This is a genomic window from Planctomicrobium stercoris, from assembly GCF_051465655.1.
In the GTDB taxonomy this organism is placed as follows: Bacteria; Planctomycetota; Planctomycetia; order Planctomycetales; family Planctomycetaceae; genus Planctomicrobium.
Window position 1 is genome coordinate 2,764,104 of the sequence record NZ_CP195791.1, and the last position, 14,465, is coordinate 2,778,568.

11 protein-coding genes and 1 pseudogene are annotated in these 14,465 nt (G+C 57.1%); 10 read left to right on the top strand and 2 right to left on the bottom strand.

Annotation, left to right across the window (positions count from 1 at the left end; all coding sequences use genetic code 11):
- The first annotated feature begins 49 nt into the window (after positions 1–49).
- From SH661x_RS11305 to SH661x_RS11325, 5 genes are all read left to right on the top strand, one after another.
- Positions 50–1,198: an alpha/beta hydrolase family protein gene (locus tag SH661x_RS11305; protein WP_437231013.1), complete on the top strand. Its 1,149-nt coding sequence runs from the start codon at positions 50–52 to the stop codon at positions 1,196–1,198.
- Between the two features lie 110 nt (positions 1,199–1,308).
- Positions 1,309–1,806 (top strand): hypothetical protein, encoded by a 498-nt coding sequence (locus tag SH661x_RS11310; RefSeq protein WP_437231015.1) that lies wholly within the window; start codon positions 1,309–1,311, stop codon positions 1,804–1,806.
- A gap of 99 nt (positions 1,807–1,905) precedes the next feature.
- Positions 1,906–3,282: an argininosuccinate lyase gene (gene argH / locus SH661x_RS11315; protein ID WP_437231017.1), complete on the top strand. Its 1,377-nt coding sequence runs from the start codon at positions 1,906–1,908 to the stop codon at positions 3,280–3,282.
- Positions 3,283–3,458: 176 nt separating this feature from the next.
- Positions 3,459–4,121: an SGNH/GDSL hydrolase family protein gene (locus tag SH661x_RS11320; protein ID WP_437231019.1), complete on the top strand. Its 663-nt coding sequence runs from the start codon at positions 3,459–3,461 to the stop codon at positions 4,119–4,121.
- Between the two features lie 97 nt (positions 4,122–4,218).
- Positions 4,219–5,220 (top strand): 2-dehydro-3-deoxygalactonokinase, encoded by a 1,002-nt coding sequence (locus SH661x_RS11325; protein ID WP_437231021.1) that lies wholly within the window; start codon positions 4,219–4,221, stop codon positions 5,218–5,220.
- A gap of 159 nt (positions 5,221–5,379) precedes the next feature.
- On the opposite strand, the gene SH661x_RS11330 is transcribed toward SH661x_RS11325, so the two are convergent.
- Together SH661x_RS11330 and aroF are read right to left on the bottom strand one after the other, a co-directional pair.
- Positions 5,380–6,960, bottom strand: a complete 1,581-nt coding sequence (locus SH661x_RS11330; RefSeq protein ID WP_437231023.1) for a sialate O-acetylesterase — start codon at positions 6,958–6,960, stop codon at positions 5,380–5,382.
- Positions 6,961–7,095: 135 nt separating this feature from the next.
- Positions 7,096–8,151, bottom strand: a complete 1,056-nt coding sequence (gene aroF / locus SH661x_RS11335) for a 3-deoxy-7-phosphoheptulonate synthase (RefSeq protein ID WP_437231025.1) — start codon at positions 8,149–8,151, stop codon at positions 7,096–7,098.
- Between the two features lie 694 nt (positions 8,152–8,845).
- Here aroF and SH661x_RS11340 point away from each other — a divergent pair.
- From SH661x_RS11340 to SH661x_RS11360, 5 genes and pseudogenes are all read left to right on the top strand, one after another.
- Positions 8,846–9,871: pseudogene (locus SH661x_RS11340) on the top strand (DUF1559 family PulG-like putative transporter).
- Positions 9,872–10,228: 357 nt separating this feature from the next.
- Positions 10,229–10,681: a hypothetical protein gene (locus SH661x_RS11345; protein ID WP_437231027.1), complete on the top strand. Its 453-nt coding sequence runs from the start codon at positions 10,229–10,231 to the stop codon at positions 10,679–10,681.
- A gap of 203 nt (positions 10,682–10,884) precedes the next feature.
- A complete protein-coding gene (locus SH661x_RS11350; protein ID WP_437231028.1) occupies positions 10,885–12,129 on the top strand; it encodes a hypothetical protein in 1,245 nt (414 codons plus the stop codon).
- 123 nt (positions 12,130–12,252) lie between these two features.
- A complete protein-coding gene (locus SH661x_RS11355) occupies positions 12,253–12,804 on the top strand; it encodes a sigma-70 family RNA polymerase sigma factor (protein WP_437231029.1) in 552 nt (183 codons plus the stop codon).
- Positions 12,801–14,279, top strand: coding sequence for a LamG-like jellyroll fold domain-containing protein (locus SH661x_RS11360; RefSeq protein ID WP_437231030.1), 1,479 nt, complete (start codon positions 12,801–12,803; stop codon positions 14,277–14,279). Before SH661x_RS11355 ends, SH661x_RS11360 begins: the two co-directional genes overlap by 4 nt.
- Positions 14,280–14,465 lie beyond the last annotated feature (186 nt).

Sequence of the window (14,465 nt, forward strand, 5' to 3'; positions counted from 1 at the left end):
AGGACCACAGACTTCCTGCTCACCTCGAACCGATAAAGGGACATGGCAGATGAAATCACGATCAGCGATTTTCAAGTTCAAAGCGACTTTGTCCACGATGAGGCGAGGGGCGTTCCGTGCGGCCGTCTGCATGATGCTGCAGAGCCTCACACTTCTTTCAGTGAACGCCGAAGATGTTCCCTGGTTGGATGCAGTCACGCAGGTTCCAGATGGGATCCCGTCCCCGTCCCGTCCGCTTCGCAATGTGCTCGAATTGGCCAATGGAACTCCACTCACCACTCCGGAGGAGTGGGAAAAAGCCAGAGGCGAAATCCGAACGGCTTGGGAAAAGTTTCTCGGTCCCCGTCCTGCACGGTCGGATTCGCTCGGGGTGAAATCACTGAAACTGGAGACCTTGGATGGCACCACGCGCGAGTTGATCGAATATCAGGTCGAACCGGGCAGGAACGTGCGGGCGTATCTTTTGCGTCCTCATCCGCTGCCGGAAGGCAAACTCCCGGGGCTGGTTGTTTTTCATTCGACTCTCGATCACACGATTGAATCCGAGGCTGGACTCGGGGGTCCCCAGGATCCGAACACAGGAATCGAACTCGCTGCCAGAGGGTTCGTGGTGATTTGCCCGGAAAACTTCCTGTGGGAGGAATCCAACCGGAATGAAGCGGTTCAGGCTGCTCGAAGAAGAAACCCCGACAGCCTGGGGATGATGACGATGCTGTCTGACGGACAACGGGCTCTGGATCTCCTTGAGAGTCTCCCCGAGGTCGATACCCAGCGACTCGGGGCAAGCGGTCATTCGCTGGGGGCTAAAGAGACCCTGTACCTGATGGCCTTTGATGAGCGAGTCTGTGCCGGTGTTTTCAGCGAAGGGGGCATCGCGCTGGACTCAACCAATTGGCACGCACCGTGGTACCTGGGGAGCCGGGTCACCGAGCCTGACTTTCCCCTCGATCATCAGGAGCTGATTGCCCTGATTGCCCCGCGTCCGTTTCTGGTTCTGGGGGGTGAAACTCTCCCTGAAAGTTCTGACGGAAATCGCTCCTGGCCCTATATCAAAGTGGGTCAGGATGTCTCGCGATTCCTGGGAGTGCCCGTTCGACAAGGGATGTTGAATCATGGCGAAGGACATGAAATTTCACGAGCTTCCAAGGAAAAAGTCTACGAGTGGCTGGAGTGCTATGTCGCGCGCAAATCCCCATAGATCTATTCTCGCGGGGGCCAGCCAGGCAGAGAAAATCTGGTCTTTCGAAAAACGGCGATCTTCGGTATTCCACTGCCGCTGGGCGAACCCAACCGGAGTGTATTTCGTCGATGCTGTTCTCGCGCCGCTGCTGGATTCTGGCTGGATGTCAAGTTGTAATCTCTTCTGCGTTAAGCGGTTGCGGCACTCTGCTGTACCCGGAACGACGCGGTCAGGCGGCCGGTCGGCTGGACTGGAAGGTGGTCGCACTCGACGGCATCGGGCTGCTCTTTTTCTTCATTCCCGGGGTGATTGCGTTTGCGGTCGACTTCCTGAACGGCACAATTTACCTGCCGGCGGAAACGACTCCGTGTGAGCCTCCCTGTCTGCCGACCCCCACCAGCGGCAAGTCACGGGGCAAAACCAGTCAACTTCAGCCGATCAAAGTTCCTCGCAGCCAGCTGACTCCCGGCGGAATCGAAAAGATCATCGCCCAGCGGGCCGGCAAGACGATTTCTCTGGAAGATGGCAAGTACGTCACCCGTCCGATGAACACCATCGACGAGTTCTGGAAAACTCGGGACGAGCTGGATACACATTCTCTCGGTCGCGGGGCCGGAATTTCCTGATCAGGATTTCCGGGGTGTTCGCGTGCGTCGTCCGGCCTGTTTGCGATACCATCCGCATTCAGATGGACGTGTGTCTTTAGTCAGGTCAGAGGAGCAGCAGTGGCAGACAAAGCATGGGGTGGACGATTCACTGAACCGACGGATGCTCAGGTGGAATTGTTCACTGAATCCATTTCCTTCGATTCCCGTCTGGCCACGGTGGATGTGGAAGGCTCCCAGGCCCATGCACGCATGCTGGCACATGTCGGCCTGATCACTTCCGACGAATGCGAGCAGATCTGCACCGCCCTGACCGAAATCCTTGGCGAAATCCGCCGGGGGGAGATGGAGTACAAGTCTTCTCTGGAAGACATCCATATGCACATTGAGTCCGCCCTCATCAAGCGGCTGGGAGATGTCGGACGCAAGCTGCATACCGGCCGCTCACGGAACGATCAAGTCTCCACCGACATCAAGCTGTATATCCGCAACGCCATTGATGAACTGGATGAGCAGCTCAAGCAACTGCAGGTTGCCTTCGTCAGTCGCGGTGAACGCGACATCGACATGGTGCTCCCCGGTTACACGCATCTGCAGCGGGCCCAGCCGGTGAATGCCGTTCATTACTGGCTGGCGTATTGCGAGAAGTTTCAGCGGGATCGGGATCGGCTCGCCGACTGTCGAAAGCGGGTGAATGTCTGCCCGCTGGGAGCGGCTGCACTGGCGGGGTCCACACTGCCCATCGATCGCGAATTCACCGCTCAGGCCCTGAATTTTTCAGGCCCTGCTGCCAACAGCCTGGACATCTCCAGTGACCGCGACTATCTGGCCGAGTTCACTTCGGCTCTGGCGCTAATTGCGGTTCATCTGAGCGGCTGGGCGGAAGAGTGGATCCTGTGGTGCACGACGGAATTTGGGTTTCTCAAGCTTCCGGATGCCTACACGACCGGCTCTTCAATCATGCCGCAGAAGAAAAATCCGGACGTGCTGGAACTGATTCGCGGCAAGTCGGCCCGGATCATTGCTGCAGCTCAGCAGCTGTTCGTGCTGATGAAAGGCCTGCCGATGGCGTACAACCGCGATCTGCAGGAAGACAAGCTGGCAGCTTTCGTGGCGCTGGATACCGTCAGCAGCTGCCTGACTGTTGCACCGTCGATTGTTGCAAATGCGGAGCTCAACCGTGAGCGGATCAAGAGCCGGATTGATGAAGGGTTCCTCGACGCGACCGCGCTGATGGAGTACCTGATCAAGCAGGGAACTCCCATGCGGACCGGTCATGAAATCGTCGGTAAGCTGGTGGCGGAGTGCGAACGCCGCAAGTGCCGCCTCGCCGATCTTTCACTGGCCGAACTTCAGCAGGTCGCCCCGAAAGTCGAAGAGAGCATTTATCAAATTCTGGGGGCTGAGAACGCCGCAGCTGCACTGGTGAGCTATGGCAGCGGCGGTCATGACCGGGTCCGCGAGCAACTGGCTGCCTGGCAGCAGCGACTTGAGTAGCGCGGCCTGTGATGCCGACGCTCAATGTGCCTGGGTGTCGGCCCAGCAGCGGTTGCTCTCCGGTCCGCGAGACTGGATACTCCACAGGCTTTCAGAAGGTCTCCGTCGCCTTGTGGCCCGGGGACAGGGTGTGTCCGACATCTGTGAGATTTTTTCACCTACCGGGATCGCTCCTCATGAAATACGGCATCATCGCCTCTTTGTTGTTGATCACATCCGCATTTCTGCTCGCTGGTGAACCGGCCCGGGAACGCATTGAATGGATCGATATCTGGATCACCGATGCAGACAAAGAGGAGCTGCCGCGCGTGCTTCTGGTGGGAGATTCCATTACGCGAGGATATTTCGGCGGGGTGGAAAACCAGCTCGCCGGGAAGGCCTACTGCGCACGTCTGACGACGTCCAAATGCGTCTCGGATCCGACCTTCAATGATGACCTGCTGGTGCTGCTCAAGCAGTACAAGTTTGCAGCGATTCACTTCAACAACGGACTTCACGGCTGGGGCTTCACAGAAGACCAGTATCGGGACGGGCTGAAAGAGACGCTGACGCTCCTCAAGGAGAACTCGCAAGGGGCGAAAATCATCTGGACGACCACCACTCCCATGCGTGACACCGCGGATCTCAGCAAGATGCAGGAAATGACCGCCCGGGTGATCGAGCGGAATCGACTCGCTGATGAACTCACCAAGGGCCAGGAGATTGTCACCGATGATCTGTTCGAGCTGGTCAAAGATCATCCCGAGTGGCAATCGCCGGATGGCGTGCATTTCAACGGCCAGGGAAATGAAGCAATGGCCCGGCAGGTGGCGGACAGCGTGCTGAAGGTTCTACCGTAGCAACCCGTTGAAGAACTCAAGAAACGCGAAAATCGACAACCGCACACTTCACGTGTGCAGCTCAACTGCTTGATTCAGGCAAGGTTCTACTTTCAATATGATGCGCTATTTTTTCAGCTGCGACTGGGGAACCACTCATTTCCGGCTGCGGTTGATTGATGCTCTGGACCTGACGATTCTGGCTGAAGAGCGGAGCGAAGAAGGGATCGCCGGTCTGTCATCACAGGTCGCCAAGTGCGGCGAATCGATTTTTCGGGACGTCCTTGACCGGCATGTGAACTCTCTCGTCACAAAGATTGATCAGGATCTCAACGGGGTGCCGGTCGTGATTTCCGGGATGGCCAGTTCCTCGATCGGCTGGCGCGAACTTCCGTATGCTCCGCTGCCATTTGCTCTCGATGGCAGCAGCATGAATTTTGTTCGCCTCGACGAAGAGACGTCACGACACTCACGCCCCATCCTGCTGTTCTCAGGCTGCAGCAGCGAGCGCGACGTGATGAGAGGGGAAGAGACCGAACTGATTGGACTCAGGGCACTGGCCCCAGAGGTGTTTGCCCAGTCCGAAGAGGTCTGGGTGTTGCTCCCCGGAACGCATTCCAAGCATGTGCGGGTCCGGCAGGAAACGATTGTCGACTTTCAGACCTACCTGACTGGAGAACTGTTTCAACTGATCTGCCGTCACAGCTCGCTACGGAATCCACACGGCGAAATGAAGTTCACCGGTCTGGAGTCGCCCGTTGATGCATCCCGGTGGCAGGAACCGTTTCTGACTGGAGTGGATCTGGCCCAGCAGGGCGAGTTGATCGGCAGCCTGTTTCAGGTGCGGACCGGCCAGTTGCTTCGCAAAGAAAACGCGATGCAGTCCGCAGCGTTCCTGAGCGGCATGCTGATCGGCAGTGAACTGAAGAGTCTTGCTCTGAATCGAGTTCAATACGGAGCGATCCTGCTGGCCGTGTCATCCGGTCTGGACGACCCGTATCGGATTGCCTTTGATCATCTCGGCCTTTCGGCGCAGACCACCATCGTTCCTGCTGCCGAAGTCGCAAAACTTTCCGCCTTGGGACAACTGCGGGCCCTGCAATGCCTGCTTCCGGAGTGATCGAAAGCCGGACATCGGCAATAACAGTTCCGCTGGCAGAATTGCGAAGAGGCACGTGGAGAAACGAGAAAAAGCCTGCAAAACTGCAGGCTTTTTCGATCTGGTCTCGTCTGTGACACGAACACGAATGCCCGGTGTCACAGCGACGTGCGGACTCAACTATTCAGCACGGACATTCTTGACGGTCACGCCGTCCCAGCTGTCGGAACGGAACGGGTAGGCCGGCAGATACGCCTCGCTGTACAGAGTTCCCTTCGGGTTATCCGCCCAGTTGTAGCGCACCGAGGCGGGCTTCTCGATCCCGGCTGCGACGATTTCGACAGTGTCCGGGCCAGTGATCTTCGCTTCGCCCCAGACAAAGTTTTTGTCTTCGCCTGCCAGCGCGAAACCTTTGAGGGGTTCGCCGTAGTAGCTGATCAGCTTGCTGCCGTGAGTGTCGAATTTCACGATGGCCTTATTGCCATCGAACTGGACGCTTTCGAAGGTGGGGCCCTGTCGGATGATTCCGGGGACCTGATACACATCCACCAGCGCGAGCCGGGCCAGTCGCTTTCCGACAACCTGCTTGTCCTTGGGATGAATGTCCTTGGCGGCTCCGGCGTCGATGATGCAGGCAGCGTCGACATTCGGAAGCGCCTTGGCAGCCATGTGCTGAGCTTCACGAAGTTCGGCCCAGGCACTTTCGGCAGGCTGGTCCTTGCTCTCAAAAAAGTTGGCGAGCTGCACCTGATAGAACGGGAAGTCTCCCTGTCCCCAGGCGTCCCGCCAGCTCTGAATCATGGCCGGCATCAGTTCGCGATACTGGTACGCCCGTCCGGCGTTGGATTCTCCCTGATACCAGATTGCTCCGCGAATGGCGTATGGTGCCAGCGGGGCCACCATGGCATTATACAGAGTGCTGGGATGATGTTCGGACCAGCGAGTGTTCTGGGGATGTCCGGGGCGCCCTGGTGCGGGTTCGCCCTTGATGCGCGCAGCCTTCCAGTCTTCCTGCCACTTCTTCCACTTCGGTTCATACTCAGCGGTGGCAGCGGCGTTTGCGGGGGCCGCCAATCGCTCGTTCCAGCTTTCCTGAATCGGAGCGAGGTTGGCACTCTTGGCCATCATTTCCGGGCTGGTCCATGCTTCCGCGCGGGTTCCGCCCCAGGCGGTCTGAATGATTCCGACCGGCACATGCAGGGTTTCGTAGAGCTGACGACCGAAGTAGTAACCGACCGCCGTGAAGTTGCCGAGTGTCTGTGGATTGCATGGCTGCCAGCTGGCGATGACATCTTCCTGAGGCGTGTCGGCCGTGGTCAGCGGAACGGCGAACAGGCGAATCTGCGGATGATTGGCTGCTGCTTTTTCCAGATCGGGATCGAGGCTGGAATTCACACTCCACTGCATGTTCGACTGACCGCTGCAGATCCAGACTTCACCGACGAGTACGTCTTTGAAGGTGAGCGTGTTCTGGCCTTTGACCGTCAGGTCGGCCGGTTCCCCGACGGAGAGCGGCGCGAGTTTGACAATCCACTTGCCGTCCGCATCTGTTTTCGTGGACTGGCTCTGGTCGCGGAACGTCACGGTGACCTCCTCACCGGGTTCGCCCCATCCCCAGACGGGAACTGGCATGTCTCGCTGCAGCACCATCCCGGATCCGAAGACTGCCGGCGTGCGGACTGCCGCATTCGCCACCGTCAGTGATGTCATCACAACAGCCAGCCAGCCTGCGGCCAGCCACTTCAAACTCAGACTCTTCATGGGTTCCCCCTGCTTGGCATTGATGAAAAGTTCTTGTTGATCAGGATCGATGCCGCGTGACCTCTGCTGAGTGGTCCGTTGATGGACGATGGTGCCCGTCAACGTCGTCGCCAATTCACAGCGGCACCGGATGCATCAGGCGGTCGCTGCAGCCGCTCGCGCCGGTTTGGTCACAGGAATTTCTTTCCCCATCACCTTGGCCAGGGCCCGCATCTGTTCGAACAGTTCCGCATACTGGTTGGGCAGGAGCGCCTGAGGACCATCGCTCATCGCTTTCTCCGGACAGCTGTGAACCTCAATATGGACACCATCCGCTCCAGCAGCCACCGCCGCCAGCGCCATACTTGGAATCAGGTCCGGTCGACCGGTCGCGTGGCTGGGGTCGACAATGATCGGCAGATGTGACAGGCCGTGCACGTTCGGAACGCAGGCCATGTCCAGCAGGTTCCGCGTGGAGGAGTCGAAGCTGCGGACTCCGCGTTCACAAAGAATCACTTCCTTGTTGCCGTTGGCCAGAATGTATTCTGCCGACATCAGCAGGTCCTGAACGCTGGCGCTCATCCCGCGTTTGAGCAGCACGGGATGCTTGGTCTGTCCGAGTTCCGCCAGCAGGTTGAAGTTCTGCATGTTCCGGGCACCGATCTGGAACATGTCGGTATAACGGTCAATCAGTTCGACCTGACGGGGATCCATCACTTCGGTCACGACCGGCATGTTGAGTTCGTCGCCGACCGCCCGCAGCATGCGGAGCCCTTCTTCTCCCAGACCTTGAAAGCTGTAGGGGCTGGTGCGGGGCTTGAACGCACCCCCGCGGAGGACGTTCGCCCCGGCCGCTTTGACCGACTTGGCGATTTCCATGAGGATCTCTTCCCCTTCAATCGCACAGGGTCCGGCGATCATGATCAGGTTGCCACCCCCGACTTTGACGCCAAACCCCAGATCGAAGACGGAATCCTCTTCCTGAAATTCCCGGCTGGCCAGTTTGAATGGCTTGAGAACCGACATGACGTCTTCCACTCCAGCGATCGCCCGCAGTGGAGCGTTCCGCAGCTGATCCTCTTCGCCAATCACGCCAATCAAGGTCCGCTTGACTCCCCGGCTCAACTCATGCCGGAACCCCATGCCCTCCAGTTGCTCGAAGATGTGCTGCAGCTGCTCTTCGGTGTAGTTGGGCTTCAAAACGATAATCACGATGAAAAACCTCTCCGGAAACTGATGACGAACGCGCGCAATGTCAGCGGATTCCAGGAAGTCTGGACCGGCCGGACCGTTCGAAAGGGAGATTGTAGCTGGCGACCCCGTCCGCTTCGACTGTTCGCAACGGAAATGTTTGATCGGACTTCAGGCGAAGGAAAACGCTGTAGAGAAAGACAGCCGACGAGTTCGTTTCGCCGGCGATCAATTGGGGGAGAAGAGGAACCACGGAAGAGACGGAAGGCACGGAAAAAGGAGTTTAACCGCGAATCAGACGAATACGGCGAATCTCAATGCAGGGCGTTTTTCAGAGATGTTTCCGCAGGCGAGGTCCTTTCAAGGGGGGGAAATCTGGTCTTCGATTCGCGACATTCGCTTGATTCGCGGTTGAGTTCCCTACTTCTAGTTTTCCGTGCTTTCCGTCAATTCCGTGGTTCAAGAAAATTTTTCACGAATTTTCGTTAAACGCGGATGGCTCGAGGAAATTTCTCCTAAAGGAGCATATCAGCAGACACTGTTCTGTCTGTGGCGACACCGATTCCACCGCATCTTTCGGAAGTCCGGTTGACCCTTCGCTTCTGAGTTCGATTCGCACCTGAATGACAGAGGGCATAACGCCAGAAGTTCTCAGGTCGCGAAATTTCTATTCGGCTTCAATTTCATTTTCTCAACTCTCTCGGTGGAGTCCTTCATGCTGCGCACACTGAAACGCACTCATCGTGCGGCGTTTACCCTGATTGAGCTACTGGTGGTGATTGCGATCATCGCGGTGTTGATCGCCCTGCTGTTGCCAGCGGTGCAGCAGGCTCGAGAAGCGGCTCGCCGATCCCAGTGCAGAAACAACCTGAAGCAAGTCGGATTGGCACTGCATAACTACCATGACGTGTATTCGACGTTTCCGATTGGAGCGAGATTTGGCGAAGCTGGATCATTCGGCCCGTCATGGATCGCTGGGCTGCTTCCGTACCTCGAACAAGCCTCCTTGTATAATCAACTGGACCTAAACACTCCTCACAGTGGATACTATGTGAACTGGCCGGTCATGAATGGAAAGGTTATTCCGTCGCTTGTCTGTCCGTCTTTCGCTGGCGAGGCCAAAGGATCACAAGCATCTCCGCAAGACTCCAAATCGACCTATACAGGCATTGCTGGCGCTGTGTTGGCGACAGCGGCATTTACAGAAACACGACTCGACCCATGTTGCGACTGCTGTCCAGATACTGGTGCTCCTGAGGGTGCGGGATTCGTTTCTTCGGGCGGCATGTTGGTTCCAAACACTTCGATTTCTTTCAGAAGTGCAACAGATGGGCTTAGTAATGTGATCGTTGTTGGCGAACTGGGATCGACCATGTTCACGACGAACACTTCATATACCTCTCCTGCGATCAAAGGGACGCAAGTCCCGATGAGTGCCGGTGGGGGATATCATGGATGATTGATGGGGACAAATGACGGAAGTCGCATTCCCACTGGAGGACTGCACTCCCGCTTCTGGAACCTCACAACGATTCGTTACGCACCCAACACCAAGAATTACGACCGTGATGGCATCAGTGCCAACCAAGGCGCGAACAACCCGCTGATCTCCGATCACACCGGCGGGGTGATGGTGCTGGCAGGGGACGGACACGTCGCCTTCATTTCCAATAACATCAATCTGGACACGCTCAAGCAGCTGGCCATTCGCGATGACGGAACTGTCGTCGGCGAGTACTAACAGGTCAGAATCGCTTCTGAATCAGAAGTATCCGTCAGAGCACGAAGCGTGAGCGAGTACATTCTCCACGCCGTTTGTGAACGCAGATGATTCGGGTGAGGGGGCCATCCACGAAAGGCTTGATCACTGGCAATGGTCGCCCCCTCATCCGGCTTGTACCTCATGGGGCACGCGCGGGAAGTTTACCGCGAAGACGCGAAGGGCGCAAAGGATTAAAGAGACTTGAGAGATCTGATTCATCATTCCTCTGCTGTTGAGGCGCGATGAATCGAAAGCTCAGCTCTTTGCGAACTTCGCGGCGAAGAAACTCAATCCACATTAGACACATTGACTCGATTGATGACAGGATGATTTTCCATGCAACATCTGCGTTGTCTCAACTGGCTGGGTGTCTGCGGCGTCCTGCTGGCTGGATGCGGGGAGTCAGCTCAGCCGAGCATCAGCGGAGTTTCGGGAACAGTGTTGATCGATTCCCAGAACGCCACTCCCGGTACGACGATCAGCTTCTTCAGTCGATCGGATGAATCCAATACTTTTACGACGGTCGTCGGCGAGGGGGGGCGTTATGAATACAAGCCTTCCGCCGTCTCACAGGTTGCTCCCGGAGAGTTCGTGGCGGTTGTCCGTCCCGTTTCAAGCAAAACCGTGCAGGACGCTCATGGAATGACAATGAGTGTGCCGATTCCCGGCGCTCCAAAATCCTACGGGAAGTACTCGGATGTCAAAAAGAGCGACCTGACCGTCAATTTAACTCCCGGTAAGACCGAGAAGTTCGACATTGCGATCCAGACCCATGGCAACTCCAAATGAGCTGACTTTCCATTTCAGAATTCATTTTCATTTGTATGACAATAAGATAAACTTCAGGAGTGTAGTGACCTTGTTTCAGACTGACCTCTGAGACCGAGTCTCCCCTGCCCCTTCGATTCAGAATGCTTGCCGGAACTGAAGTCTTCTCCGGCCCCGCGACCCACTTCTGAAATCGATTTCACTCCGAGGAGTCATTGTTCGGCATGCCTACTCCCATCAAAACCAACCGCAAACTCCTGTCGCACGTCTTCGCGCTGCTCAGCCTGTCGAGTGGCTGGCTCGTCCAGCAGGCCGGTGCTGGCTCACCCGATCCTGCCGCTGCCGACTACTCCGGACGCGTCGGACAGACGATCTATGTCTCCAGGCTGGGTGACGGGACTGACGGGAAAACCTGGAAGACCGCATTCAAAACGATTCAGGCTGGCATGAACGCCGTGCCGGATGATCAGGGAGGCCACAAGGTCATTGTGCGTCCGGATCATTACGCAGAAGCGAATCTGGCTCCCATGCAGAAAGGGGCTGCAGGGGCCTACAACGCGCTGATCTGTGATTACGATGGCTCACTGGGCTCCGGAGCACAGGGCTGGGCGGTTCTGGATGGGGGGGATCCGCAAGCCGGGTTCAAAAGCTGGGACTGGTGGAGCACGATCCGCGCTTCTGACAAACACTGGCCGGTCGGCAACAATCAGGAAACATTTTCCAGCATCGTCTGGGATCGCTGGTCGCTGCATCGGCTGTATGCCTGCGGGACCGATGCCGGTTTCTTCTGGGATCTGACGGATCACAGCGGCGAAGGCTTTACCGTACTTGTGGAAGACTGTGTCGGAACCGGGCGTGCTTTCGGCGGCGGGATCGTTTACCCGAAAGTGCGGCCGGAAGAACCGAGCGTGTTCCGTCGGTGCTATTTCCTGGCGCTGGATTTCGTCGGCGACACTGCTGCCGTCCTGGTGGGGGGATCGGAGAAGGATGCCATGCCCGAACACCCGCACGCCGTCTTTGACGACTGCACGCTGGTGCATCCGGACAACGCTCTGGCCCTCTCCTATGCGGGGAGTCAGACGCACGTCAAGATGATGAATTGCAAACTGATCGTGCTGAACTTCACCCAGCCTGAAATGGGTGGAAGGTCCACCGGGATTCTCTGCACTGAAAATCATGCTCCCGCTGGACGTCTGCTGGTCGAACTGACGGACTGTCAGCTGGCAGGCTACAGCATTTTCACTCCCGGACCGCATGGGGAAGCTGCCAGCATCAAACTGTCTGGGAAGAACACCGCGTACCTGCAGTTCAAGCAACCATTGCCCGAAGGGTTCGAACGCATCGGAGCCTGGCCGGCAGACCTTTACGCCAGCATCGCTCCTCCTCCGGTGGACGAGGCTCCTGCTTCCCGTCCCATGACGAAGAACGACGCACAGCCTGAAAGTCTGGGCCTCGAGGTGAGTCAATGACGAGGGGCCCATGCTTCTGATTTCGACCACTTCAAAGGGATCTGCCGCACCGACCGAAAAACCTTTCGTCAGTCACCGGGCCACAGCACTGACACTTTCCGAATTTGGAGATTGTTAATCGCAATGCGGTCCACACCGGAGAGCCGCGAGCAGAACAGCTCGCGAAACGAATTATTCCTGCGGCAGTTCACCACGAACGAGCCGGCGATCCGAGCATATGTGAGGCGGCTGGTTCCGTCGCAGTCGGATGCGGATGACATTCTGCAGGAAGTGGCGATCGTCCTTTGGAACCGGTTCGATGACTTTCGACTGGATGGAGACTTTCGAACCTGGGCCTATGGAATCGCCAAATTTAAAGTTCTCTCGTGGATGCGCGATCAGAAGCGCGATAAACTGATGCTTGCGAATGATGTGATGGAGCTGGTTGCAGAAGATGCTGAGCGGGTTGATCCGCAACTCCAGCGGCAGCGGGAACTGCTCGAACACTGCTTCCAGAAGGTGGCCATCAGCGACCGGGAACTCCTGGCCCGCGCCTATCAGCCGGATGCGGTCATTCAGGAAGTCGCCCTCTCCAGCGGGCGAACTGTTCCGGGGTTTTATCAATGGCTCTACCGGATGCGGCAGCTGCTTCTCAATTGCATCCAACGCGAACTGGCGCGTGAGGCACTCTCATGAATCACCCCTTTGAATTTCGTGAAATCGTTCAGGCTTATGTGGAAGGCCGTATCTCACCTGCGCAGATGGACCATTTGAATTCCCTGCTGCGGGATGATCCGCATCGGCGGGCAGAATTCATTGAGATGATGAATCTGAATTCGGGACTCACGGCAATCGTCGCGGGCTCGGAGATTTCCCGGAAGCCATCCGTTCGCAGGCTCGCATTCGGCAGGCGTTCTTCGGCTCGGAACTGGATTATCGTGGCCACCCTTTGCTGCGTGCTGGTGTCGGGCGCAATACTTTCTCTTACTCTGGAACCGCAGGCATTTGCAACGGTCAAAAGTTCGACCGGCGTGGAATCGATGGACCATGTCTCCGAGTTGAGGCAAGGCTGGCAGGAAATCGACACCGGTGTCCTAGAACTCGTAACTTCACGCGGGGCGCATCTGGTGATTGAGGCCCCTGCCCGGTTTCGTTTCGAGTCTGCTCAGCGTCTGCATCTGGAGCGAGGTCGTATCGCCGCGGATGTTCCCCCTTCCGCAAAGCGTTTCACCGTGGTGACTCCCACGGGGGAAGCAGTCGACCTCGGGACGAAGTTCGGTGTCGATGTGCCGGTCAGTGGGGAGTCCGAGGTGCATGTCTTTCAAGGTGAAGTCATCGCGCAGTCGTCCGCGGGAGGAAAGCGGAAGAACCTGTATGATGGAGATGCATTCCGCCTGCAGGCAGGAGCCGGGGCTCCACGGGATCTCAGATCAGCGGCATTTATTCGTCCGGATGAAGTGGCTGCTTTGCACGCAGCCATCAAGGCAGGACAGCCGGTGCAGTCCAGCTCTGCCCTGGAAAAATTGCGGTCGGACCCCAGCCTGATTGCTCTGCTGGACTTCGAGGGAACGTTTGATCTGCCCGGGCAGTTTAACATGGTCCAGGGACGCTGGCCCGGTTCTCGTGCGCCAGAGTTCATGAACATCGGCGATCATATCAAGCTGCACGTCGGTGAAGGCCAGCACTGGCCACAGCTCACGCTGGCGGCGTGGGTGCGACTCGACCGGTTCGGAGAACCGTATCAATCGCTGCTCCATACCGACGGCTGGTATGAAACGACGAATTTCGGGCAGGTTCACTGGATGGTCACCCGGCTTCGCACCATGCGACTGGCATTAGCGGGGAACACCCTGCCCCAGGGAAGCCCCAGCAAGGAATTTTATCCAGATTCTGTGACGCCTGTTCCCAGCAGCGATGGTCGCTGGGTTCATCTGGCCACTGTTTACGATTCCGACAAAAGAACGGTCCGCTTCTTTCTGGACGGAAAGTTCGACACTGAAGTACTGCAGCTGGATTGCTACCCCGCCGTACTTGGGCCGGCTCAGATCGGAAACTGGAACAACGTCGATCGGCGCTTGAGCGGCAGAATCGATGAGCTGGTCTTACTGGGACGAGCGATGTCCGATGCGGAGATCCAGTCCCTCTTTGATGCCGGTAACCCGTATCGCTGATCTTGCCGGAAAAAGTCGAGCCGTTTTTATATCAAGGCAACTCGCTTCTTCGTTGCTTCGGATGAAATGTCGCTGCAGTCGGCATCGTTTTGCAGCAGTGTCTTCTTGAATCGACGCGATTCGGAAAATTCAGGGTCAAAAGTCAGACATTTCCCGTGAATTAGCCGCTCAAAGCGGAAATTCAAA